At 71.3% G+C, this 22,700-nt stretch carries 25 protein-coding genes and 1 tRNA gene; 7 read left to right on the top strand and 19 right to left on the bottom strand.

What is annotated here, in order from left to right; all coding sequences use genetic code 11:
- Positions 1 to 169 precede the first annotated feature (169 nt).
- Positions 170 to 2,599, top strand: a complete 2,430-nt coding sequence (gene gyrB / locus ACFSCV_RS17335; RefSeq protein ID WP_378800838.1) for a DNA topoisomerase (ATP-hydrolyzing) subunit B — start codon at positions 170 to 172, stop codon at positions 2,597 to 2,599.
- A 204-nt stretch (positions 2,600 to 2,803) separates the two neighbouring features.
- On the opposite strand, the gene ACFSCV_RS17340 is transcribed toward gyrB, so the two are convergent.
- The 6 genes from ACFSCV_RS17340 to ACFSCV_RS17365 all read right to left on the bottom strand — a co-directional run bounded on the left by ACFSCV_RS17340 (position 2,804) and on the right by ACFSCV_RS17365 (position 8,469).
- Positions 2,804 to 3,682, bottom strand: coding sequence for a PhnA-like protein (locus ACFSCV_RS17340; protein ID WP_378800839.1), 879 nt, complete (start codon positions 3,680 to 3,682; stop codon positions 2,804 to 2,806).
- An 88-nt stretch (positions 3,683 to 3,770) separates the two neighbouring features.
- The gene (locus tag ACFSCV_RS17345) at positions 3,771 to 3,953 is read right to left on the bottom strand and encodes a CsbD family protein (RefSeq protein ID WP_271202298.1); all 183 of its coding nucleotides are present in this window, start codon (positions 3,951 to 3,953) and stop codon (positions 3,771 to 3,773) included.
- Positions 3,954 to 4,078: 125 nt separating this feature from the next.
- Positions 4,079 to 5,584: a helix-turn-helix transcriptional regulator gene (locus ACFSCV_RS17350; protein ID WP_378800840.1), complete on the bottom strand. Its 1,506-nt coding sequence runs from the start codon at positions 5,582 to 5,584 to the stop codon at positions 4,079 to 4,081.
- 152 nt (positions 5,585 to 5,736) lie between these two features.
- Complete coding sequence (locus ACFSCV_RS17355; protein ID WP_378800841.1) at positions 5,737 to 6,603, bottom strand: SDR family oxidoreductase; 867 nt, start codon at positions 6,601 to 6,603, stop codon at positions 5,737 to 5,739.
- A complete protein-coding gene (queG, locus tag ACFSCV_RS17360) occupies positions 6,600 to 7,730 on the bottom strand; it encodes a tRNA epoxyqueuosine(34) reductase QueG (protein WP_378800842.1) in 1,131 nt (376 codons plus the stop codon). Before queG ends, ACFSCV_RS17355 begins: the two co-directional genes overlap by 4 nt.
- A gap of 46 nt (positions 7,731 to 7,776) precedes the next feature.
- Positions 7,777 to 8,469 carry a glutathione S-transferase family protein gene (locus ACFSCV_RS17365; RefSeq protein WP_271202303.1) on the bottom strand — a complete coding sequence of 231 codons (693 nt, stop codon included), beginning with the start codon at positions 8,467 to 8,469 and terminating at the stop codon, positions 7,777 to 7,779.
- A 160-nt stretch (positions 8,470 to 8,629) separates the two neighbouring features.
- On the opposite strand from ACFSCV_RS17365, the gene ACFSCV_RS17370 reads away from it, so the two are divergent.
- The 4 genes from ACFSCV_RS17370 to ACFSCV_RS17385 all read left to right on the top strand — a co-directional run bounded on the left by ACFSCV_RS17370 (position 8,630) and on the right by ACFSCV_RS17385 (position 11,382).
- Positions 8,630 to 9,478 carry an undecaprenyl-diphosphate phosphatase gene (locus ACFSCV_RS17370; RefSeq protein WP_378800843.1) on the top strand — a complete coding sequence of 283 codons (849 nt, stop codon included), beginning with the start codon at positions 8,630 to 8,632 and terminating at the stop codon, positions 9,476 to 9,478.
- Between the two features lie 4 nt (positions 9,479 to 9,482).
- Positions 9,483 to 10,508 carry an ATP-binding cassette domain-containing protein gene (locus tag ACFSCV_RS17375; protein ID WP_378800844.1) on the top strand — a complete coding sequence of 342 codons (1,026 nt, stop codon included), beginning with the start codon at positions 9,483 to 9,485 and terminating at the stop codon, positions 10,506 to 10,508.
- Positions 10,509 to 10,655: 147 nt separating this feature from the next.
- Positions 10,656 to 11,114, top strand: a complete 459-nt coding sequence (locus ACFSCV_RS17380) for an Hsp20 family protein (RefSeq protein ID WP_378800845.1) — start codon at positions 10,656 to 10,658, stop codon at positions 11,112 to 11,114.
- A gap of 4 nt (positions 11,115 to 11,118) precedes the next feature.
- Positions 11,119 to 11,382, top strand: a complete 264-nt coding sequence (locus ACFSCV_RS17385; protein ID WP_271202306.1) for a BQ00720 family protein — start codon at positions 11,119 to 11,121, stop codon at positions 11,380 to 11,382.
- Between the two features lie 242 nt (positions 11,383 to 11,624).
- On the opposite strand, the gene ptsN is transcribed toward ACFSCV_RS17385, so the two are convergent.
- From ptsN to ACFSCV_RS17425, 8 genes are all read right to left on the bottom strand, one after another.
- Positions 11,625 to 12,089 carry a PTS IIA-like nitrogen regulatory protein PtsN gene (gene ptsN, locus ACFSCV_RS17390; RefSeq protein WP_378800846.1) on the bottom strand — a complete coding sequence of 155 codons (465 nt, stop codon included), beginning with the start codon at positions 12,087 to 12,089 and terminating at the stop codon, positions 11,625 to 11,627.
- Between the two features lie 83 nt (positions 12,090 to 12,172).
- Positions 12,173 to 12,748, bottom strand: a complete 576-nt coding sequence (gene hpf / locus ACFSCV_RS17395) for a ribosome hibernation-promoting factor, HPF/YfiA family (protein WP_378800847.1) — start codon at positions 12,746 to 12,748, stop codon at positions 12,173 to 12,175.
- Positions 12,749 to 12,929: 181 nt separating this feature from the next.
- A complete protein-coding gene (rpoN, locus tag ACFSCV_RS17400) occupies positions 12,930 to 14,459 on the bottom strand; it encodes an RNA polymerase factor sigma-54 (protein ID WP_378800848.1) in 1,530 nt (509 codons plus the stop codon).
- Positions 14,460 to 14,610: 151 nt separating this feature from the next.
- Positions 14,611 to 15,444 (bottom strand): LPS export ABC transporter ATP-binding protein, encoded by an 834-nt coding sequence (gene lptB / locus ACFSCV_RS17405; RefSeq protein WP_378800925.1) that lies wholly within the window; start codon positions 15,442 to 15,444, stop codon positions 14,611 to 14,613.
- 51 nt (positions 15,445 to 15,495) lie between these two features.
- Entirely contained in the window at positions 15,496 to 16,113 is a 618-nt protein-coding gene (locus tag ACFSCV_RS17410) for an LptA/OstA family protein (protein WP_378800849.1), read from the bottom strand.
- 32 nt (positions 16,114 to 16,145) lie between these two features.
- Positions 16,146 to 16,856 (bottom strand): LPS export ABC transporter periplasmic protein LptC, encoded by a 711-nt coding sequence (gene lptC / locus ACFSCV_RS17415; RefSeq protein WP_378800850.1) that lies wholly within the window; start codon positions 16,854 to 16,856, stop codon positions 16,146 to 16,148.
- A gap of 23 nt (positions 16,857 to 16,879) precedes the next feature.
- Entirely contained in the window at positions 16,880 to 17,494 is a 615-nt protein-coding gene (locus tag ACFSCV_RS17420) for a ribonuclease D (RefSeq protein ID WP_378800851.1), read from the bottom strand.
- 133 nt (positions 17,495 to 17,627) lie between these two features.
- Positions 17,628 to 17,712 (bottom strand) — tRNA-Leu (locus tag ACFSCV_RS17425).
- Positions 17,713 to 17,841: 129 nt separating this feature from the next.
- Here ACFSCV_RS17425 and ACFSCV_RS17430 point away from each other — a divergent pair.
- Entirely contained in the window at positions 17,842 to 18,834 is a 993-nt protein-coding gene (locus ACFSCV_RS17430; RefSeq protein ID WP_378800852.1) for a complex I NDUFA9 subunit family protein, read from the top strand.
- Positions 18,835 to 18,923: 89 nt separating this feature from the next.
- Here ACFSCV_RS17430 and ACFSCV_RS17435 read toward each other — a convergent pair whose 3' ends face one another.
- From ACFSCV_RS17435 to ccmB, 4 genes are all read right to left on the bottom strand, one after another.
- Positions 18,924 to 19,538 carry a DsbE family thiol:disulfide interchange protein gene (locus tag ACFSCV_RS17435; RefSeq protein ID WP_378800853.1) on the bottom strand — a complete coding sequence of 205 codons (615 nt, stop codon included), beginning with the start codon at positions 19,536 to 19,538 and terminating at the stop codon, positions 18,924 to 18,926.
- A complete protein-coding gene (gene ccmD / locus ACFSCV_RS17440) occupies positions 19,535 to 19,702 on the bottom strand; it encodes a heme exporter protein CcmD (protein WP_378800854.1) in 168 nt (55 codons plus the stop codon). Before ccmD ends, ACFSCV_RS17435 begins: the two co-directional genes overlap by 4 nt.
- Complete coding sequence (locus ACFSCV_RS17445; protein ID WP_378800855.1) at positions 19,699 to 20,463, bottom strand: heme ABC transporter permease; 765 nt, start codon at positions 20,461 to 20,463, stop codon at positions 19,699 to 19,701. The genes ccmD and ACFSCV_RS17445 overlap by 4 nt, the downstream gene beginning before the upstream one ends.
- 199 nt (positions 20,464 to 20,662) lie before the next feature.
- On the bottom strand, positions 20,663 to 21,316 hold the full coding sequence (ccmB, locus tag ACFSCV_RS17450) for a heme exporter protein CcmB (protein WP_378800856.1): 654 nt from the start codon (positions 21,314 to 21,316) through the stop codon (positions 20,663 to 20,665).
- A gap of 167 nt (positions 21,317 to 21,483) precedes the next feature.
- Between ccmB and ACFSCV_RS17455 the strand changes: the two genes are divergently transcribed.
- A complete protein-coding gene (locus tag ACFSCV_RS17455; protein ID WP_378800857.1) occupies positions 21,484 to 21,999 on the top strand; it encodes a PepSY domain-containing protein in 516 nt (171 codons plus the stop codon).
- A 71-nt stretch (positions 22,000 to 22,070) separates the two neighbouring features.
- Here ACFSCV_RS17455 and ccmA read toward each other — a convergent pair whose 3' ends face one another.
- Positions 22,071 to 22,682 (bottom strand): heme ABC exporter ATP-binding protein CcmA, encoded by a 612-nt coding sequence (gene ccmA / locus ACFSCV_RS17460; RefSeq protein WP_378800858.1) that lies wholly within the window; start codon positions 22,680 to 22,682, stop codon positions 22,071 to 22,073.
- Between the last annotated feature and the right edge of the window lie 18 nt (positions 22,683 to 22,700).

The raw sequence follows: 22,700 nt of genomic DNA on the forward strand, positions 1-22,700 counted from the left end.
CCGCGCGCCGGCCGGCGAAATTCGCCTTTCGCGTCCCGACAGGGTAGAACGGACGGGCTTGAAACACCTGATTCCTGCCGAGTTTCTGTGACGCTCGCCACCGCCCCACGCCGACCGCCGCGCGACGCGGCCATCGAAGGCGCCGGCGCCCCCCGCGAGGAGACCTGACATGTCCGACACTGCTTCGAACGGCGGCGCCGAGGATTACGGCGCGGACTCGATCCGCGTCCTCAAGGGGCTCGACGCCGTGCGCAAGCGGCCGGGCATGTACATCGGCGACACCGACGACGGCTCGGGCCTGCACCACATGGTCTACGAGGTCATCGACAACGGCATCGACGAGGCGCTGGCCGGCTGGGCCAACGAGGTCACCGTCACGCTGAACCCGGACGGCTCCTGCACCGTGACCGACAACGGCCGCGGCATCCCCACCGGCATCCACAAGGAGGAGGGGATCTCGGCGGCGGAGGTCATCATGACCCAGCTCCACGCCGGCGGAAAATTCGACCAGAACTCCTACAAGGTCTCGGGCGGCCTGCACGGCGTCGGCGTCTCGGTCGTCAACGCGCTGTCGGTGAAGCTCAGGCTGCGCATCTGGCAGAACGATCTCGAATACGAGATGTCCTTCACCCACGGCGTCGCCGACGCGCCGCTGCGGGTGAACGGCCCGGCCAACGGCCGGCGCGGCACCGAGGTGACGTTCACGCCGAGCCTCGACACCTTCAAGGGCGTCACCGAGTTCGACTACGCGACGCTCGAGCACCGGCTGCGCGAGCTCGCCTTCCTGAACTCGGGCGTGCGCATCGTGCTGACCGACGCCCGCGGCGTCGAGCCGAAGCGCGAGGAACTCTACTACGAAGGCGGCGTCGAGGCCTTCGTGCGCTATCTCGACCGCGCCAAGCACCCGCTGATCGACACGCCGATCGTGCTCCGCTCGGAGAAGGACGGCATCGGCGTCGAGGTCGCGATGTGGTGGAACGACAGCTACCACGAGAACGTGCTGTGTTTCACCAACAACATCCCCCAGCGCGACGGCGGCACCCATCTCGCGGGCTTCCGCGCGGCGCTGACGCGGCAGGTGAACGGCTACGCCGAGTCGTCGGGCGTCACCAAGAAGGAGAAGGTCTCGCTCACCGGCGACGACGCCCGCGAGGGCCTGACCTGCGTGCTCTCGGTCAAGGTGCCGGACCCCAAGTTCTCGTCCCAGACCAAGGACAAGCTGGTCTCCTCCGAGGTGCGTCCCGCGGTCGAGAACCTCGTCAACGAGGCTCTCAGCACCTGGTTCGAGGAGCATCCGGCCGAGGCCCGCACCGTGGTGCAGAAGGTGGCGGAGGCCGCCGCCGCGCGCGAGGCCGCCCGCAAGGCGCGCGAGCTGACCCGCCGCAAGGGCGCGCTCGACGTGGCCTCGCTGCCGGGCAAGCTCGCCGACTGCCAGGAGCGCGACCCCGCCAAGTCCGAGCTGTTCCTGGTCGAGGGCGACTCGGCCGGCGGCTCCGCCAAGCAGGGCCGCGACCGCGCCTTCCAGGCGGTGCTGCCCTTGCGCGGCAAGATCCTGAACGTGGAGCGCGCGCGCTTCGACAAGATGCTGTCGAGCCAGGAGATCGGTACCCTGATCACGGCGCTCGGCACCGGCATCGGCCGCGAGGAGTTCAACGCCGACAAGCTGCGCTACCACAAGATCATCATCATGACGGACGCCGACGTCGACGGCAGCCACATCCGCACGCTGCTGCTGACGTTCTTCTTCCGCCAGATGCCGGAGCTGCTGGAGCGCGGCCACATCTTCATCGCCCAGCCGCCGCTCTACAAGGTGACGCGCGGCAAGTCCGAACAGTATCTGAAGGACGAGCGCGCGCTGGAGGACTACCTCATCGGCGCGGGGCTCGACGGCGTGTCGCTGAAGCTCGCCGACGGCGAGGTGCGTTCGGGCGCGGACCTGCGCGCCGTGGTCGAGGAGGCCCGCCAGATCCGCGCGCTGCTCGGCGGCCTGCATTCGCGCTACCGGCGCGAAGTGGTCGAGCAGGCGGCGATCGCGGGCCTGCTCGCGCCCGACATCCTGTCCGATCTCGGACGCGCGCAGGAGGCGGCCGACTATCTCGCCCGGCGTCTCGACATCCTCGCCGAGGAGACCGAGCGCGGCTGGGCCGGTGTGGCGTCCGAGGAGGGTTTCACCTTCGCCCGCACCGTGCGCGGCGTGCGCGAGGCGGCGACGATCGACGCGGCCCTGATCGCGAGCGCCGACGCCCGCAAGCTCGACGACTACGCCGAGGGGCTTCAGTCCGTGTTCGGCCGCACGCCCCATCTGCTGCGCAAGGACGACGCCACGGCGACGCACGGCCCCTCCGCGCTGGTCGACGGCGTGCTCGCCGCCGGCCGCAAGGGCCTCGCGCTGCAGCGCTACAAGGGCCTCGGCGAGATGAACCCGGACCAGCTCTGGGAGACCACGCTCGACATCAACGTCCGCTCGCTGCTGCAGGTGAAGGTCAAGGAGGTCGACGAGGCCGACGACATCTTCACCAAGCTCATGGGCGACGTGGTCGAGCCCCGCCGCGAGTTCATCCAGGACAACGCCCTCACCGTCGCGAACCTCGACGTGTGAGCCGAAGCGCCGCGGTCGCTGCGGGCATGGAGCGAGGGGCCGGACGCCTTGCTCCGCCGGACATGGCCCGGCTTTGATCCATCGCGTCGCCACATGGAGCAGCGGCGAGACCGCGCCGTAGGGGCGAGATCCCGCCGCCGGGCGGAAGCGTTGGGGCGTGGTTGCTTCCGCCTGCGCCCGGGGTTGGGGCCCGGGCGGTTCGGATCAAATCCGGCGAACGGCGCGCGTCGTGCCTGCGGCGCCGCCGAACCAGGCGGCGACCGCCGCAAGGGCGAGAGCGAGGAAGCCGAGCAGCGCGCCGCGCGAGACCACCTTGGTCGCCGTCACCGACGCCTCCTGCGCCGCGCGCTTGGCCTGCTCGACCGTCTGGCGGTAGCGCGCCTCATACTCGCCGACCTGGGTGCGGGCCTGATCGAGGCTGATGTTCTGCGCCCGGGCGAGCGCCTCGGCCGCGCGGGTCCGCGCCTCATCGGCCTTCTGCGGGTCGCCCGTCAGCAGCGCCTGAACCGCGGCCGCCGCGCCGGAGCGAAGCGCTTCCGGATCCTGGCCCTCGCCTGCGGAGCGCACCTGACGCTCGATCTCCTGCAGCGGGTTCAGCGTGGCGATCGTCGGGGCCGCGGCCTGGATGGCCGTGGACGCGACGCCGCCGGCGCCGCCGACCACGCTCGACAGTCCGCCGAAGGCGCCGCCGATCAGCGAGCCGACCGAGGTGGTCAGCAGGTAAAGGATGACGAGCGTCGTCGCGGCCCAGGTGGTGAGGCCGTGGAAGCCGCCGACCGTCTTGACCGGCCGGCCCGACACCCGGCTCGACACATAGCCGCCCGCGAAGGCGCCGATCAGGCCGGCCACGAGGTACCAGACGCCGCCCGCGATCGAGAAGGCGCCCGCGCTCGGGTTTCCGGAGGCGCCGGGGTCGACAACCGCGGCGCCGATCCCGACGCCCAGCAGGTTCAGGAGAAGTTGAACCGTCAGCGCCACCACGACGCCGGCGAAGACCGCGCCCCACGAAATCTGGTTCAGCGCGGCGGTCCGGTCCTCGGCGTGCGCGAGCGGTCCGCCTCCGGTGATGGAAGTCTTTGTCATGTCGCCCTCCTGGGGCCTTATGTCGGGAGTTCGGGTCGTCCGGGGGCGGGCGGGGCGGGACGCGCCTAGCGTCCCGCCGGACGTCGGGTCACTTCTTCAGCGCGTCGCGCGCGGCGTCGGCGGCCTTGCCGACCGTGCCCTGGACCTTGCCCTCGGCCTTCTCGGCCTTGCCTTCGGCTTCGGTCTTCTTGTTGCCGGTGAGCTTGCCGATGGCTTCCTTGACGGAGCCCTTCGCTTCCTTCGCCGCGCCTTCGATACGGTTCTTGTCCATCTCGGTATCCCTTCCGAAAACCGGCGGCCGCGGGATTGCGCCGCCTTCGATGGAAGGGAGATGGACTGGCGGCTCCCTGTGCGACAGAACCGGAAGGACCAGTCGGATTGGTATTTTGGGACCGATCAGGCGGAGGGCCGCGGCTTGCCCTTGAGGGCGGCTTCGCCCGTCACGCCGCGTTCGCGCGCCCAGACCACCGCGGCGGCGCGACGGTTCACGCCGATCTTGCGGAACAGCGACGCCACATGGTTCCGTACCGTGTTGGTCGACAGGCCGAGGCGGTCGCTCATCGCGACGTTGTCGCAGCCCTCCGAAATGAGCCCGAGGATCTGCCGTTCCCGCTCGGTCAGATCGCCGACGCCGACGCCGGGTCCCGGCTTGCGGGAGGTCTGGCGGAGGTTGGCGAGCTTCTCGACCACGGTACGGCTGAACCAGGAGGTGTCGGCCATCACGCTCTCGATCGCGGCGATCAGCTCGTCCTCGGTCTTCTTCCGCTCGGTTACGTCCTGCACCACCCACAGGACGCAGTCCTCCTCGTTGATCTCGACCGTCTCGGCGGAGACGAGACAGTCGACGTCCGCGCCGTCCTTGGTCCGCATCGCCAAGGGGGCGTTCTGCACGCCGCGCCCCTCCTTCAGCGCGCCCTCGATGGTCCGGCGCGCCGCGGGATCGGCCCAGAGCCGGATGTCGGCGGCGGCGCGCCCCGTCAGCTCGACGTCGGAATAGCCGCTCAGCGCCTCGAACGCCCTGTTGACCTCCATGAAGGCGTGGTCGGCGAGCCGCGTGATGGCCTCGGCCACCGGCGACAGCCGGAACGACTTCGAGAAGCGCTCCTCGGACTTGCGCAGCGAGGTCTCGGCTTTTCGGCGCGGCTCCAGATCCGCGAAGGTGAAGAGCATGCAGGGCTCGCCGCCGACGTCGATCGGCTGGCCCGCCACGATGACGGCGCGCCCGGTCCCGTCCGGCAGGGGAACCTCGGCCTCCATCTGCGTCACGGCGCGGCCCTCGGCGATGCGCTCATGGGCGAGGTCGCGTCGCTCCGCGCCGGAAAACACGTCGAACTCGCGGACGCTCTGGCCCACCACCGCGCTTCGGTCGTGGCCCGTCATGTCCATGAAGCCCTGGTTGACGCGCACATAGATCTGGTCGGAGACGCGGCAGATCAGGGCGGGGGCGGGATTGGCGTTGAACGCGCTCTCGAAGCGGTCCTCGGCCTCGAAGCGCTCGGTCTCGTCCTTGACGATGAGGACGAGCAGCTCCGGCTCTCCGGCGCGGTCGACCACCACCAGGCTGCGGAGGGTGTGCACCCAGGTCGTGTCGGGATCGGCGGCCGGCGACACCTCCACCGTGACGTCGTCGAACGTCTCGCCGGCGATAACGCGATCGAGCGGGTACTTCTCTTCCGGGAGAGGATGGTTGTTGCGGAACCGCAGCCGGAAGCTCTTCCTGTAGCCGTCGACGGAGCCTCCGAGCCCGTCGAGCGAATGGACCCCGTGCATCGCGAGCGCCGCCGCGTTGGCCCAGGAGATCGACTGGTCAGGCTCGACAAGGATGACGCCGTCGGTCAGGCCGGCGATCACCTGCTGAAGCGCGGCGCGGTCCGTTTTGATCGCGGCGGCGGGGGCGTCCATCGGGCTCTCCGGGGTGTCCCGCTCATATCTACGCCGCCGGCGCGCGATGGCGAGCGGCGGGTCCTCAAAGCTCTCGAAGACGGCCTGTCGATCCTGCGCGCCGTCCTGAGCGTCCGTCGTCCGTCCGGCGACGCGCCGGGCGCGCGGCGCGCTTACGCGCCGGTCGCGAGCGCCGCCATGCCTTCGCGGTAGGTGGGATAGGCGAGGCGGACGCCGAGCTCGTCGCGCAGCACGCGGTTCGCGACGCGCTTGTTCGAGGAGTAGAAGCTGCGCGCCATCGGCGTGATGTCGGCGGTCTCGAACGCCGTCTCCGGCGGCGGCGCGATCCCGAGCAGGCCGGCGGCGTAGGCCACCACGTCCTGCGGCGGCGCCGGCTCGTCGTCGGCCACGTTGACGATCGGCCCCGCGTCGGGGCGCGCGATCCCGGCGGCGAGCGCGGCGGCGATGTCGTCCACATGGATGCGGTTGAACACCTGTCCGGGCTTCACCAGCCGCTTGGCCGTTCCGGCCTTCAGGTTTTCGATCTGGTTGCGGCCGGGGCCGTAGATGCCGGCGAGCCGGAAGATCTGGACTGGAACGCCGCGCTCCCGTCCGAACGCGAGCCACTCCCGCTCCACCGCGATGCGCCGGGCGCCGCGGTCGCTGTCGGCCTGCGGCTCGGTCGTCTCGTCGACCCAGCCGCCGTCGGCGTCGGCGTAGACGCCAATGGTCGAGAGATAGCCGACCCACGCCAGGCCGTTCGCAGCCTGCAGGGCCTCGCCTGCGCCCCGGAGCGTCGGATCGCCTTCGGCGTCCGGCGGCGCGGACACCAGCACATGCGTCGCGGCTTTCACGGCGTCGGCAAGCGCCGGCGAGGCCGGCCCGCCGTCGAACAGATGGGCGTTCAGCCCCTCGGCGCCGAGCCGCGCCACGCCCTCGGGCGAGCGCGTGGTGACGTCCACCGCGTCGAAATCCGCGCCGTGCAGCGCCACGAAACGGCGCGCCGTGTAGCCGCACCCGAACACCGCCAGCCGCCTCACGCCGCCTCCATCCCGATCGCCGCCCATTCCGCCCGCACCTCGTCGTCGGTTTCGGACGGCAGCCGCCGCGCCGCAAGGGCCGCGAGGGTCGCAGGGGGCGCGATGCGGCCGAGCGCCCAGGCGGCCGCGCCCCGGACGAGCGGCGAGGCGTCGTCGAGCAGCGGCTCCAGCGCCGCGGTCAGGCCGGCGTCGCCGGAATTGCCGATCGCGATCGCCACGTTGCGCACGAAGCGGTCGCGCCCGATGCGCTTCACCGCCGATTTCGCGAACAGCGCCCGGAAGCCGGCGTCGTCCAGCCCTGCGAGCTCCGCGAGCCCCGGCGCCTTCAGCGCCGCGCGGCCGGCGAGCCGCATCTCGCGGCCCGCTTCCGCGAACTTGTTCCAGGGGCAGGCGGCGAGGCAGTCGTCGCAGCCATAGATGCGGTTGCCGAGCTTGTCCCGGTAGCGATGCGGGATCGGGCCGGCGTGCTCGATGGTGAGGTAGGAGATGCAGGCGCGGGCGTCGAGCTGGTAGGGCGCGGGGAACGCCCCGGTCGGGCAGGCGTCGAGACAGGCCCGGCAGGAGCCGCAGCGGTCGGTCTCGGGCGCGTCCGGCGGCAGCTCGGCGGAGGTGAAGATCGCGCCGAGGAACAGCCACGAGCCGAAATCGCGCGAGACGAGATTGGTGTGCTTGCCCTGCCAGCCGAGGCCGGCGGCGGCCGCGAGCGGCTTCTCCATGACGGGCGCCGTGTCCACGAACACCTTGGCGGGATGGCCGGCCGAGGCCAGCGCCCCGGCGACCTGCTTCAGCCGGCCCTTGATCAGGTCGTGGTAGTCGTCGCCCTGCGCGTAGACCGAGATTGCGCCGCGGTCGCGCTGATCGAGGATCGCCCGCGGGTCGCGGTCGGGTCCGTAGTTCATCGCCAGCATGATCACGGAGCGCGCCTCCGGCCAGAGCGCGCGCGGGTCCGCCCGCCACTCGGCCCGCTCGGCGAGCCACGCCATCGTGCCGTGCCGCCCGAGATCGAGCGCCGCCAGCAGCCGTTCGCCGGCCTCGAGGCACGCGTCCGGCGCCGTCACCGCGACGGCGTCGAAGCCATAGGCGCGGGCGCGGGCGGCGATCTCGGCCTTGAGGGCTGCGGGCGTCATCACGGCGAGGGCGGCCCGAAAGCCGGTCGGAACCGACGCGCGCCCGTCAGAAATCCAGGTTGGCGTAGTTCAGCGAGGGCTGCATGCCCTTGATCGTCTCGGCCAGCAGCGGACGGAACGAGGGGCGCGACTTGACGCGCGCGTACCAGCTCTTGGCGGTCTCGTCCTCGTCCCACGGCACGTCGCCCAGATAGTCCACCACCGACAGATGGGCCGCGGCGGCGAGGTCGGCGTAGGTCAGCCGGTCGCCGGCGAGCCAGTTCCGCTGCCGCGCGAGATAGCCGACATATTTCAGATGATAGCGGATGTTGGAGCGCGCCGCGCGGATCGCGGCCATCTCCGGCGCGCCGCCGCCGATGCTGGTCGGCATGAAGCGCTTGTAGACCTTCTCCATCACGAGGTGGCTCGAAACCTCCTCGAAGAACTTCTGGTTGAACCAGGCGGTCAGCCGGCGCGTCTCGACGCGGTCGCGCGGGGCCTCCGGCAGCAGCCGGCGGTCGCCGAGCGCAAGCCCGCGGGTCTCGTCGAGATACTCGGCGATCACGTCGGCGCCCGGCACGGACGGGATGCTCGCCTCGACCAGCACCGGCGTCGTCGCCGCCGGGTTCAGGTGCAGAAAGGGCTCGCGCCGCTCCCACACCCGCTCCTCGACCAGATCGGCGTCCAGTCCGTACTCGCCGAGCGCAAGGCGCACGAAACGCGAATGCGGGCACAGGGGATAATGATACAGGATCGCCATGGAGCCGGGGGGCTGGGAGGGGGACTTCGGTGTGGCCGGCCTGCCGCGGACGCCGCCGGAACGCCGGAGGCGCGTGGCGCGGCGTGGGAACCCCGTATAGAACCGGCGGCGCCGCGCGACAACAGCGAATCGGCGGCGGATCCCGGGGAGCGCTAAGGCCATGGACGTCGTAAGCCTGCTGCAGGCGGCGCTGCTGGGCGTCGTCGAGGGACTGACCGAGTTCCTGCCCGTCTCGTCCACCGGCCATCTGCTGCTGCTCGGCCATTTCCTCGGCTTCAACTCCACCGGCAAGACCTTCGAGGTGCTGATCCAGCTCGGCGCCATCCTCGCCATCCTGCTGGTCTACGCCGGTCGGCTGACAAGCGTCGCGCTGCGGCTTCCGACCGACCCCGACGCCCGCCGCTTCGTGCTGGGCGTGCTGATCGCCTTCCTGCCGGCGGCCGTCATCGGCGCCACGCTCCACGGCTTCATCAAGACGGTGCTGTTCGAGTCGCCCGCCACCGTCTGCGTGGCGCTGATCGTGGGCGGGCTGGTGCTGCTCTGGGTCGACCAGATCAAGCCGACGCAGGCCTATTCGGCGCCCGACGCCGACGGGCCGCACGACGAGGTCCGCTACGACGACGCCATGAAGTTCCCGATCTGGATGTGCCTCGCGGTGGGGCTCTGCCAGTGCCTCGCGCTCATCCCCGGCGTGTCGCGCTCGGGCTCGACGATCGTCGGCGCGCTGCTGCTCGGCGCGAGCAAGCGCGCCGCGGCCGAGTTCTCGTTCTTCCTCGCCATGCCCACGATGGCGGGCGCCTTCGCCTACGACCTCTACAAGAACCGCGACGTGCTCTCGGCCGACGACCTCGGCCTCGTGCTGGTCGGCTTCGTCTGCGCCTTCGTCACCGCGCTGGTCGTGGTGCGCTACGTGCTCGACTTCATCTCGAAGCGCGGCTACGCGCCGTTCGCCTGGTGGCGGATGATCGTCGGCTCCGTCGGTCTCGCCGGCGTGCTGGTCTGGGGCTGAGAGGATGTCCGCGGACCGCGTCGCCGCCGCGCTTGCGCTGAAGAGCGTCACGAGCGCGGGACGCGGCGACGACGGGCCGCTGCGCGGACTGTCGCTCGTGATCCCGGCCGGCGCGTTCTGCGCCGCGACCGGAGCCCAAGGGTCCGGCGCCTCGACCCTCGTCCGCTTCGTTCTCGATCGCCAGGGCGACGCTCTGGCGATCGACCCGAGGTCCCTGGCCCCGCGTCTCAGCGTCTACGACGCCATCGCCCGCGGGCTCGGGCGGAGCGGCGTCGCCGCGTCCGAGGTCGAGGCGAGGGCGCTGCAGGCGGCGGAGGCCATGGATCTTGGCCCCTTGCTTGCCCGGGCCACGGGAGGGCTTTCCCTGGAGCAGCGCTGGCGCGTGGCGTTCGCGCGCGCGCTCGCCCACCGCCCGCCGCTGCTCGCGTTCGACGAACCGTTCGCGGGCGCCGGGCCGGTCTGGCGTCGCGAACTCCGCGGCCTGATCCGCCGCGTCCACGCCGAGACGGGCGCCACGGCGGTCGCGGCCTTCGCCGATCCGGCCGAGGCGCTGGCGCTGGCCGACCTGCTGGTGGTGCTGGACCAGGGCGAGGTTCTGGCCACGGGCGCGCCGCTCGCGCTCTACGACCGGCCGGCGACGGCGGCGATCGCGGGCCTCACCGGCCCGTTCGGGATCAACCTGCTGCCGGTCCGGGCGAACCAGACCGGGCTGTCTCTGGAGACAGGCGCGACGCTCGGCGGCGCGAGCGTCATGACCACGGCGACCTTCGCGGTGCTGGGCGTCCGTCCCGAGCATCTGGCGCCCGTCGGCCCCGAGGGCGAGCCGCCGAACGGCGCGCGGCTGCCGCTCGACGTCGACCGGGTGGAGACCACCGGCGCCGACACGCTGCTGTCCGGCCAGGTCGGGCCTCATCCCGTCGCCGCGCGGGTCGCGGGCCGGCTCGCGGCCAAGGCCGGCGAGCGAGTCGTGCTCGGCGTCCGCGGCGAGCATCTCCACATGTTCGACGCCGAGACTCTCACGCGGCTCTGACATGCGCGGGCCGCGGCCGTCCGCCGGCGCGTTCGCTTGAAAGAACGCCGCCGAGCGCCCATTTCGACGTTCGGTCGGGACCTCCGGCCATCGGAGCGCTTTGTTTACGAGGCTCCGTCAAAGTCGCTTTCAGCGAGGACTTTGAGCATGTCGCGTCTGACGAGCCTGCAAAGCCCGTTTCTGCTGGGGTTCGATGGTCTGGAGCGCGCGCTTGACCGCGTCGCGAAAGGCTCCGACGGCTATCCGCCCTACAACATCGAGCGGCTTCCCGCCGCGGCCGAGGGCGAGCAGGAACGTATCCGCATCACGCTCGCGGTGGCCGGCTTCCGGCCCGAGCAGATCGAGGTGACGCTCGACAAGAACGAGCTCGTCATCCGCGGCCTGCCGGCGTCGGAACGCGACGACCGGGTCTTCCTCCACCGCGGCATCGCCGCGCGCCAGTTCGCGCGGGCCTTCCTGCTGGCGGAGGGCATGGAGGTTCTCGGCGCCGAACTTGCGACGGGCCTTTTGGTCGTCGATCTCGTTCGTCCCGAACCGAAACGCTTGGTGAAGCGTATCGCCATTACGGCCCGGGACGACAGCTGCCGCATCGCGGAGAAGGAGTGACGTCATGGTGCATGGAACTGACTTCCGGAAGGCGCCCCTGAGCACGGCGGAATTCGCCGCGATCGGCGACGGACGCCTCGCTTACGTGAAGCCGATCCTGTCCGAGGAGCTCAACGCCCTGTTCCCGCAGGCGCCCGAGCTCGAGCCGGGGCTCGCGCTCTACGCGCTGCTCGGCGCCGACGGCTCTCCGATCGTGGTCGCCGACACCCGCGAGGCCCTGATCGAGAGCGCGCGCGAGCACGAGCTGGTCACGGTCAGCCTTCACTGAGGGCCGGGGCCTTCAACCCCTGACCCTTTGTCATGCTCCGGCTTGACCGGACCATCCATGCTCGGCGTCGAGATCGCCGCCCAAGATGGGTCCTCCGGTCAATCCGGAGGACGACGGGGCTTATGAGGCCGTAGAGTCTACGTCGCCGTATGAAGTCGTGGATACCCGCGCGAAGGCGCGGGCATGGCGGCGTAGTCGCTGAAGCGGTGCGAAATCGCTTAAAACTTAGGCAGAAAACAGCGTCACGCCGCGTTCGGCGCGGCGACCTGCGTCAGCACCGCGTGCAGCGCGGTCGCGTCGCGCGAGGCCCTGAGCTTCTGGGCCGTGCCGGGATCGCGCAGCAGCCGCGCCACGCGCGCGAGCGCCTTGAGGTGATTGGCGCCCGCCGTCTCCGGCGCGAGCAGCAGGAAGGCCAGATCGACCGGCTCGCCGTCGAGCGCGTCGAAGTCGATCGGCCGGTCGAGCCGCGCGAACAGCCCGAACAGCCGGTCGAACTTCGGCAGCTTCCCGTGCGGGATCGCGATGCCCGCGCCGACCCCGGTCGAGCCGAGCCGCTCGCGCTGCAGCAGCGTGTCGAAGATGTCCCGTTCGGGCAGGCCCGTGAGCTCGGCCGCCTTGGCGGCCAGCTCCTGGATCGCCTGCTTCTTCGAGTTCACCTTGAGCGCCGGGAGGATCGCGTTCGGCGCGACGAGGTCAGCTAGGGGCATCGTGCGTCGTAACCTCGGCTCTGCGGCTGCCTGAACGGCCTACGGACAGGGCGTCCGGAGGCCGTCGCGGCCGCGAGGGGTGGTCAATGGCCTTCCGAGCCGTTGACCGCGGGCGGGTCTATCCACCCCACATTGCCGTCGGCACGGCGATACACCATGTTGATCCCGCCGTGAACCGCATGACGGAAGACGACCACAGGCGCGCCCGTCAAGTCGAGCTCCATCACGGCGAATCCCACAGTCATCCGGCGCAGCCGGGTCGTCGTCTCGGCGATGATCACCGGGCTCCAGCCCTCCTCCTCGACGTCGCCGTCGTCCGGGGTCTCGAACACCACATAGGGGGCCGAGTCGGCCTCGCCGTCGCTGTGGTGGTCCTTGAGCCGCTGCTTGTAGCGCTTGAGGCGGGTCTCGATGCGCCCGGCCGCCTGGTCGAAGCTGGCGTAGGCGTCGCCCGCGGCGCCCGCCGACTGGAGCACGATGCCGCTGTCGAGATGCAGGGAGCATTCGGTGCGGAAGCCCGCGCCGTCCTTGGCGACAGTGACGTGGCCGGAGAATCCGCCGCCGAAGTATTTCTCCATCGCGTCGGTGATCCGGTCCTGAACCTGTCCGCGAAGAGCATCGCCAAGGTCGAGGTTCTTCCCGGAGACACGCAAGCTCATGAGGTCCGCTCCACTTGTGTCTGCCGCGGCCGGCCGGACGGCCGGCGCTTTGGATACGGCGTCCTCAAGGGATGGAGCGAGGCCGCCGTCTTGCAAGTGGTAAGAGCCGCCCGATGGGAAGTCAATCAACCCTTAAGCGGGCTCGACGTTCCGCAAACTATTGCAATTAAAGGATAAAAATCTACGAGAGCGCGGCGTCGCGCGCGGCCTGCTTCTCCCGCCGCCGCTGCACCGACGACGGTATCCTGAGGCTCTCCCGGTACTTGGCGACGGTGCGTCGGGCGATGTCCACCCCGCCTTCGTGCAGGCGCTTCACGATCGTGTCGTCCGAGAGCACGTCGTCGGGGCTTTCCGCGTCGATCATCGTGCGGATGCGGTGGCGCACGGCTTCCGCCGAATGGGCGTCGCCGCCGTCCGCGCTCGCGATCGAGGCGGTGAAGAAGTACTTCAGCTCGAACACGCCGCGCGGGGTCGCCATGTACTTGTTGGCGGTGACGCGGGAGACGGTCGACTCGTGCATGCCGATGGCGTCGGCCACGATCCGGAGGTTGAGCGGTCGGAGATGCGCCACGCCGTGGGCGAGGAAGCCGTCCTGCTGGCGCACGATCTCGGCCGCGACCTTCAGGATGGTGCGGGCGCGCTGCTCGAGGCTGCGGGTCAGCCAGTTCGCGGTCTGCAGGCACTCCGTCAGGAAGGTCTTCTCGGTGTCGGACTTCGCCGTCTTCACCACCTTGGCGTAGTAGGACTGGTTCACCAGCACCCGCGGCAGCGAATCCGCCACGAGCTCCACCAGCCACGAACCGTCGGCGCCGGCGCGCACGATGACGTCCGGCGTGACGGCCGGCGCGAGCTCGGCCCCGAAGGCGTGGCCGGGCTTCGGGTCGAGCCGCCGGATCTCGGCCAGCATCTCCGCGATGTCCTCGTCGTCGACGCCGCAGATCCGCTTGAGCGCCGCGAAATCGCGCCGCGCCACCAGCTCCAGATTGCCGATCAGCGCCGCCATCGCGGGGTCGAGCCGGTCGCGCTCGCGCAGCTGGATCGCGAGGCACTCCTTGAGCGAGCGGGCGCCGACGCCCGTCGGCTCGAAGGTCTGCAGCACGCCAAGCACGCGCTCGACCGTCTCTATCGATGCGCCGAGCCGCTCGGCGATCGCGTCGACCTCGTCGCGCAGATAGCCCGCCTCGTCGATCAGGTCGATGAGATGCACGCCGATCAGCCGCTCGACCGGGTCGGTCACCGCGAGCGTGAGCTGGTCCTGGAGATGGTCGGCGAGGGTGGCGCGCCCGGCGACATAGGCCTCGAGATCGGCGCCGTCGCCGCTCGGGGCGCCGCCGGAGCCGAGCGACGACCAGTCGCCGGGCTCGGCGGGCGTCTCCGCGGGCTTCTGCGCCTCGCGCGGGGCGTCGTCCGGAAACACGTTGCCGTAGTCGGTGTCGAGCTGCGCCTCGATCTCGGAGCGCGAGCCGGGGGTCTCGCCGTCGCTCCAGCCGTCGTCGCCGTCCAGGGCCGCGGCCCCGTCGGCGGCCTCGGCGAGGCGCTCCTCGGCCTGCTCGTCCTGCCGCTCCAGCAGCGGGTTCTGCTCGAGCTCGTTGTCGACATAGGCCGCGAGGTCGAGGCTCGAAAGCTGCAGCAGCTTGATCGCCTGCATGAGCTGCGGCGTCATCACCAGCGACTGCGACTGGCGCAGGAGCAGCTTGGGGGTCAGTGCCATCAGGCGGCGGTTTCTCGACGACGGCGGAACGGTTACGCGAAGCCGTCCCGCGCGGCCGTCCGCGCGGGACCGGGCCGCGCCTCGAACACGCGGCTCACGAACCCGTGGGCTCGTGGGCCGATTCTTGCATGAGACCCGGCTTCGCCTTCAGTTAAAGCCGGAATTCCTCGCCGAGGTAAAGCCGTCGCACGTCGGGATGGGCCACGACCTCGTCGGGAGCGCCCTCCATCAGCACGCGGCCGGCGTGGATGATGTAGGCGCGGTCGATCAGGCCGAGCGTCTCGCGGACGTTGTGGTCGGTGATCAGCACGCCGATGCCGCGGTTGGTGAGGTGCCGCACCAGCGCCTGGATGTCGCCGACCGCGATCGGGTCGATGCCGGCGAAGGGCTCGTCCAGCAGCATGAAGCTCGGCCGGCTCGCGAGCGCGCGGGCGATCTCCAGCCGGCGCCGCTCGCCGCCCGACAGCGCGATCGACGGCGACTTGCGCAGCCGCGTGATGCCGAACTCGTCGAGCAGGGCGTCGAGGTCGCGCTCGCGCTGCTTGCGGTCGGGCTCGACCACCTCGAGCACCGCCCGGATGTTGTCCTCGACGTTGAGGCCGCGGAAGATCGAGGCCTCCTGCGGCAGATAGCCGATGCCGAGCCGCGCGCGGCGGTACATCGGCAGCCGCGTGACGTCGTGGCCGTCGAGCTCGATGCGGCCGCGGTCGGCCGGCACGAGGCCGGTGATCATGTAGAACACCGTGGTCTTGCCGGCGCCGTTCGGCCCGAGCAGCCCGACCGCCTCGCCGCGGCGCAGCGACAGGCTGACGTCGTGCACCACGGCGCGCGACCCGTAGCTCTTGGCGAGGCCGCGCACCTGCAGCAGGCCGTCGTCGGTTGCGCCGGCCGCGGCGTCCTGCGGCTCGTCGCGGGACGAGTGCAGGTCGTCGCCATGCGGGAAAGCGGGGGCGCGCGCGTCGCGGCCGCCGATCCAACGCGACATGAAACTCACGCGTCGCTCCTCAAGCACGATGTCGGGGGCGCCGGCGGCGCCTCAGCGCTGCGCGCCGCCCGACGAACCGTTGTTGTCACGCTGCGCGGGGCGGAACACGCCCTGCACGCGGCCGCGGTTGGCGCCGCTTTCGATGCGCGAACGCTGCGACGTCAGGTCGACGAACAGCCGGTCGCCGCGGATGACGTTCTCGCCCTGCGACACCACGACGCCGCCCGTCAGCGTTACGGAGTTCGAGGGCATGTCGAACACGCCGCGCTGGCCGGTGGCGCGCTGGTCCTTCGAGGTCACGACCACGTCGCCCTCGGCCTCGAGCCGGCGGATGTCGCGGCCCTGCGGGGCGGCGGGCGTCCCGGCCGGGCCGGAGGTCGCCCCCTGCGTCGGGCGCTGCTTGTCGCCGGCCGCGGCGGGGCGGTCCTGGTCGCCGTAGTAGAAGATCGTGAGCTGGCGGCTCTTCAGCGTCGAATCGCCCTGCACGACCTGCACGTTGCCGCTGAAGATCGCGGCCTGGTCCTTCTCGCGCACCTCGAGGTTGTCGGCCTCGACGTTGACCGGCTCGTCCGAGCGTCCGGAGAAGCCCTGGAACGCGCTCGTGACGGACTGCGCCGCCGCCGCGGAGGTCAGGGCCAGACTGGAGAGCAGGACGAGGACGGTTCGCATGGGCGCCTCCTTGGGCGTGGTTTTTTCAGCCGTCATTGCGTCTGGGCCTTCGGAGGGCCGTTGGGTTCGAGCGCGCCGCGCAGCGCATTGGCTGTGTCGGCGCCGCGCCGGAGCGTCATCTTCACCCGCCCGGAGAACAGCACGCGGTCGCCGCTGTCCAGCACCTCCATGCGGTCCGCGGTCAGGTCGGAGCCGCCGAGCTTGATGGCGACGGGCTTGTCGGTGACGATCCGGCCGGTCTTCATCTCGGCGCGGGCGTCCTGCAGCGTGGCGTCGTCGCCCTTGTCGGAGATGACGCGCACGTTGTCGTGGAGGTCCAGCACCTGCGTGTCGGCCTGGTAGAGGCCGTTCCGCGAGCTGAGCTTCGCCCAGCCGTTCTGCGCCAGCTCGATGCGCGCGTTGAGCTCGTCGAGATCGATGCGGTTCGGGTCGGCGATGGTCTGCCGCGCGGTGCGGGCGCTGACCTCGTAGGCGCGGTCCTGGCTATTGAAGCCGCGCATCTTCGGCGCGTCCATCGCGACGGTCGGGCCGCCGACGCCGATGCCCGTGGTGTCGACGTGGATGTCGCCCGACAGCGGCTGCAGGACGGCCGAGAGCGCCGCCGCCGCGACCGCCGCGGCCGCGACGAACGGAGTCGCCACCCTCAGCCGACGCACCAGGCGCGAGTGCCGTTCCGCGGCGCGGAAGGCCTCCGCGCCGCGCCGGCCGGCGCCTGCGACCGCGATGGTGGGGGACGTCGTCAAGGACGGGCGCTCTCTGTCCTGGCTCAGGTGTGGGCGAAGATGTCGCTGTCCGCCCATCCCGCGAGATCGAGCGCGGCGCGAACCGGCACGAACGCGAAACAGGCCTGGGCGAACGCGGTCCGACCCTCGCGCTCCAGCAACCCGTCGAGCTTGGCCCTGAGCGCGTGCAGATGCAACACGTCGCTCGCGGCGTAGGTGAGCTGCGCCTCCGACAGTTCGCCCGCGCCCCAGTCCGAGGACTGCTGCTGCTTCGAGATCTCCACGCCGAGCAGCTCGCGGACGAGGTCCTTCAGCCCGTGTCGGTCGGTGTAGGTGCGCACCAGCTTCGAAGCGATCTTGGTGCAGTAGACCGGCTCCGTCATGACGCCGAAGGCCTTGTAAAGGGCGGCGACGTCGAAGCGGGCGAAATGGAACAGCTTGGCGACCGAGCGGTCGCGCAGCAGCGCCTCGAGATTGGGAGCCGACGTCTGGCCGGGCGCGATCTGGACGAGGTCGGCGTCGCCGTCGCCGGTCGAGAGCTGCACGAGGCAGAGCCGGTCGCGCTGCGGATTCAGCCCAAGCGTCTCGGTGTCGATCGCGACCGCGGACCCCGCCGCGTAGCCGTCTGGAAGATCGCCGCGATGAAGCCGGATCGTCATGCCGTTCCTAACCGAAGACACGGCGCGTCGGAGAAACGGCGGGGGTGCAATCGGCCGCCGGCGTCCGGCGCGCGCAGAACGCGAACGCGCCTCAGCGCCGCGAAGATCGTTTCGCGGCGCTGAGGCGCGGATGTGGTGCCCAGGAGAGGACTCGAACCTCCACGGTGTTACCCACACGGACCTGAACCGTGCGCGTCTACCAGTTCCGCCACCTGGGCTCGCGGCGGGTCTTAGGGGGTCGACCCCTGTCCTGTCAATGGCGCTTGCGCCCGCGACCGCGCTTTACGCCCTTCGGACGATGCTCTACCTCTTCGCGCGGTTTCGATCTTTTCCAAGGAGCTCGCGCCATGGCGCTCGGCCAATCCCCGCGTCCGGTCGGGGACAAGCTCGTCACCGTGTTCGGCGGCTCGGGCTTCGTCGGGCGTCATGTGGTGCGGGCGCTCGCCCGCGACGGATGGCGGGTGCGGGTCGCGGTGCGCCGGCCGGATCTAGCCGGCCACCTGCAGCCGCTCGGCGGCGTCGGCCAGATCTCCGCGGTGCAGGCGAATCTGCGCTTTCCCGAATCGGTCGCGCAGGCGGTCGCCGGCGCCTCCGCCGTGGTGAACCTCGTCGGCATCCTGGCCGAGAGCGGCAAGCAGAGCTTCGAGGCGGTGCAGGCGACCGGCCCCCGGCTGGTGGCCGAGGCCGCGGCCGAAGCCGGCGCGCAGCGTTTCGTGCAGATGTCGGCGATCGGCGCCGACCGGGCCGGCAAGGCCGCCTACGGCCGCTCCAAGGCCGCGGGCGAGCAGGCGGTCCAGGACGTGTATCCCGACGCCGTGGTGCTCCGGCCCTCGATCGTGTTCGGCCCCGAAGACAGCTTCTTCAACCGGTTCGCCGGCATGGCGCGCATCGCGCCGGCGCTGCCGCTGATCGGCGGCGGCAAAACCCGGTTCCAGCCGGTGTTCGTCGGCGACGTCGCCCGCGCCGTGGCGCTCGGCGCGTCTGGCGAGGCTGCGGGCGGCCCCGCTTACGAGCTCGGCGGGCCGCAGGTCCTCACCTTCGAGGAGATCCTGCGCTACGTGCTGAAGGTCACGGGCCGCAGCCGGCCGCTGGTCAACCTGCCGTTCGGCCTCGCGAAGCTTCAGGGGCGCATCCTCGAGAAGCTGTCGGGCGCGCTGCTGACCGAGGACCAGGTCGTGATGCTCGAGACCGACAACGTGGTCTCCGCCGAGGCGGTCGCCGCCGGCCGCACGCTCGAAGGCCTCGGCGTCGTCCCGACCGCGGTCGATTCGATCGTCCCGAACTACCTCTGGCGCTACCGCAAGTCCGGCCAGTTCGAGAAGATCAAGTCCGAGGTCTGAGCGACGCCCCCCGCGATCGCTCCCCCTCACCCGGATGACGCAGTCATCCGGGTGAGGGGGAGCGGTGGCCGGAAGACCTATGCCTTCCGCTACCGCGCGGAGGCCTGCGGGGCCGGGGCGCGCGCCTTGGCGATCTCAGGCGACAGCGTCTTCGCCACCGCCTCCGGCGTCAGCGGGCCCACGAACTTGAAGCGGATGCGGCCCTCGCCGTCGACCACGAAGGTCTCGGGCACGCCGTAGACGCCCCATTCCACGCCGGCGCGGCCGTTGGGGTCGACCCCGACCCGCTCGTAGGGATTGCCGAGCCCGCCGAGGAACCGGCGCGCGTTTTCAGCGGTGTCCTTGTAGTTCAGCCCGAACAGCCGCACGCCCTTGGACTTGAGGTCGACGAGGACCGGGTGCTCGACCCGACACGGCCCGCACCACGACGCGAACACGTTGACGAGCTTGACCTCGCCGTCGGCGAGATCGGTCCCGTCGAAGCCGGGCGAGGGCTTGCCGTCGAGCAGCAGTCCCGCGAGCGGCGGAAGCGCGAGCTCGGGCGCGGGTCGTCCGATCAGCGCCGAGGGCAGGGCGGACGGATCGCGCCCGCTGACGAGCGAGGCGTAGAAGAACCAGGCGCCGAGCGCGACCGCCACGAAGGGGATCGCGAACAGGGCCCGGCGCAGCAGCGACGGCGCCCCGGTGGAGGGGGCCTCGCTCATGTCCGCCCGCCGTCGGGACGCCGGCGACCGCTGCGGGCCTCGAGCTCCGCCAGCGCGCGCCGGGTCAGCCGCCAGTCCGCGACCGTCCAGAGAATGAGGCCGGCGATCACCGTGAAGGCGATGGCGTAGGAGGCGATGATGAAGGCGGCGTGCGGGCCGGTCATTCCGCGGGCTCCGGGGCGAGCGTCGCGCGGGCCGCGGTGGTGAGGCGCAGCGTCCGAAGCCGCCGGCGGATGAGTTCGGTGCGCATGCCGGCGAGGTGCAGGGTGGTGAACAGCGCGGTGAAGGCGAGCGCCGCCACCAGCAGCGGGATCAGGATCGAGACGTCCATGGTCGGCTTGCCGGCCCGGATCACGGAGGCCGGCTGGTGCAGCGTGTTCCACCAGTCGACCGAGAACTTGATGATCGGGATGTTGACCGAGCCGACGAGGGTGAGGATCGCGCAGGCCTTGGCGGCGCGCGACGGCTCCTCCATCGCGGAGCGCAGCGCCATCAGGCCGAGATACATCAGGAACAGGATCAGGAACGAGGTGAGCCGCGCGTCCCAGACCCACCAGGCGCCCCACATCGGCTTGCCCCAGAGCGAGCCGGTGGCGAGGGCGAGGAAGGTGAAGGCGGCGCCGAGCGGGGCCGCGGCCTTGGCCGACACGTCGGCGATCGGGTGGCGCCAGATCAGCACGCCGAGGCTCGCCGCCGCCATCAGCACGTAGGCGAACATGGCGAGCCAGGCCGACGGCACATGGATGAACATGATCCGCACCGTCTCGCCCTGCTGGTAGTCCGGCGGCGCGACGAACAGCGCGAGATAGAGCGCGGCCGCGAACAGGACCGCGGTGACGCCGGCGGCCCAGGGCAGCGCGCGGTCGGCGAAGGACGCGAAGCGCGACGGGTTGGCGAGCGAGGTGATGGCGGAGAGGATCGGCATGTCTCGTCTGTCGTCGCTCGGGCGTCGGCGCGAAGGCGCTCCGGCGCCGCGATGCCCGTCCGGACTAAAGCGCCGAATGTGGGGAATTTCCGGCGGAACGGCGCGTCCCCTGTCCGCGGCGCGCCTGTTCGTCGGCTGGACTCCTAGAACCGAACGGCCGGCGCCCGCAACCGGCCATCCGTCGCAACACGTTCAAATGTCAATCACGCAGCAGCCGCAGCGCCGCCGCGGAGGCGAACGGGCCCAGCACGGCGTAGCCGAGCGCCAGTCCCGCCAGCACGCCGAGCGGGCCGGCGGTCTCGGCCGCGGGGTCGCTCGCGGCCACGCCGAAGATCAGCACCGGGATCGCGAGCGGCAAGATCAGCACCGGCGCGAGCAGGCCGCCGCGGCGGAGGCCCACGGTGAGCGCCGCGCCGACCGCGCCGAGGCAGGCGAGCGCGGGCGTGCCGACCGCGAGCGCCGCCGCGACCTTCAGCGTCGCCTCCGGCCCGACGCCAAGCATCACGCCGAACAGCGGCGCGGCGACCACGAGCGGCAGCCCGGTCGTGAGCCAGTGCGCGAAGATCTTGGCGGCGATCATAAGCTCGAGCGAGGCCGGCGCGAGGTGCATGAGGTCGAGCCCGCCGTCCTCGTGGTCGGCCTGCAGCAGCCGGTCAAGCCCGAGCAGGGTCGCGAGCAGGGCGCCGAGCCACAGGATCGCCGAGCCGATCCGGCCAAGCAGCGCGAGGTCCGGCCCGACCGCGAACGGCGTCAGCGTCACGACCAGCAGGAAGAACACCAGCCCGAGCCCGCCCCCGCCGCCGCGGGCGAGCGCGAGGTCGCGCCGGAGCACGGCGGCGAGCGGCGAACTCATGGGCGGGCGCCGTGCGGGCGGGGGGATGCGGACGGGATGGGACGCTCCTCGGGGCGGCGGCGAACGGAAAAGGCGGCGTTTCTTCGCCGCCGGCGCGAAACATAGCAAGCGCTCGCGCGTTCAGCATGCCCAGGGCGGCCCCCGCCGCCCACGCATGGAGATATCCGATGACCAGGTCGTCCTTCATCCTCGCGTCGCTCTTCGCCGCCGGCGTCGCCGCCGCGCCGCTGTCGGGGGCGCTCGCGGACTCCACCGAAATGGCCAAGAACGCCAAGGTGTCGCTGGTTCAGGCGCTCGAGGCCGCCGAGGCGAAGAGCGGCGGCAAGGCGACCGAGGTCGAGTTCGAGGACGACAACGGCGGGCGCTGGGAAGTGAAGGTGCTGAGCGCCGGCGGCGACAAGCTCACCGAGTACTACGTCGATCCGAACTCGGGCCAGGTGACGGGCGAGGAGGAGCAGACCTTCGAGAAGTACTTCACGATGCTGAAGCCGGAGGCGTTCCAGAAGGCCTCGACGCAGCTCAAGGACGCGATCGCCGCGGCCGAGACCGCGGGCAAGGGCAAGGCGATCGACGCCGAGGTCGAGCGCGACGGCGAGACGGTCGCCTACGAGATCCACGTCGCCGGCGCCGACGGCACCAAGGAGGTCAACGTCGACGCCAACGGCAAGGCCGTTCTGGACTGATATGAGCCTGAAAAGCGGTCGGCCCGTCTCCTCCCCGCGCCGCGGGGAGGAGACGTCCCGCCGGTGATGGCTCAGGAGACCGCCGCGGCGGCGGCCCCCAGCTCCAGCCGCGCCGCCTCAAAACCCATGTCGAGATGCGTCGCGGCCACCACGAGGCCGCCCTTCGCCCGGTGCTCCGCCACCAGTTCGCCGAGCAGCGCCTGGCCGCTCGCGTCGAGCGCCGCCGTCGGCTCGTCGAGCAGCCAGACCGGGCGCGGCGCGGCCAGCAGCCGGGCGAGCGCGAGCCGCCGCTTCTGACCGGCCGACAGCACCGAGCCCGGCAGGTCGGCGAGCGCGCCCAGCCCGACGCGGTCGAGGCTGGCGTCGACGTCGCCTTCGCCGCCCAGAACGTCGCGGGCGAACACGATGTTGCGGCGCACGCTCAGGCCCGCCTTCACGGCGTCGAGATGGCCGAGCAGGTGCATGGCCTCGCGCGGCGGGGCGTCCGGATCGCCGCCGTCCAGCCGCACGGCGCCCTCGACAGGCGCGATCAGCCCGGCGAGCGCGCGCAGCAGGGTCGACTTGCCGGCGCCGTTCGGGCCGACCACCTTGAGCGCTTCTCCGCCGGCGACGGCGAAGGAGACGTCGCGCAGGATGGCGCGGCCGCCGCGATCGACGCCGAGCCGGTCCGCGATCAGCCGCATGGCCGGGCCTCCTTCGGC

The sequence above is a fragment of the Methylopila henanensis genome (genome assembly GCF_042681025.1).
Taxonomy (GTDB): domain Bacteria; phylum Pseudomonadota; class Alphaproteobacteria; order Rhizobiales; family Methylopilaceae; genus Methylopila; species Methylopila henanensis.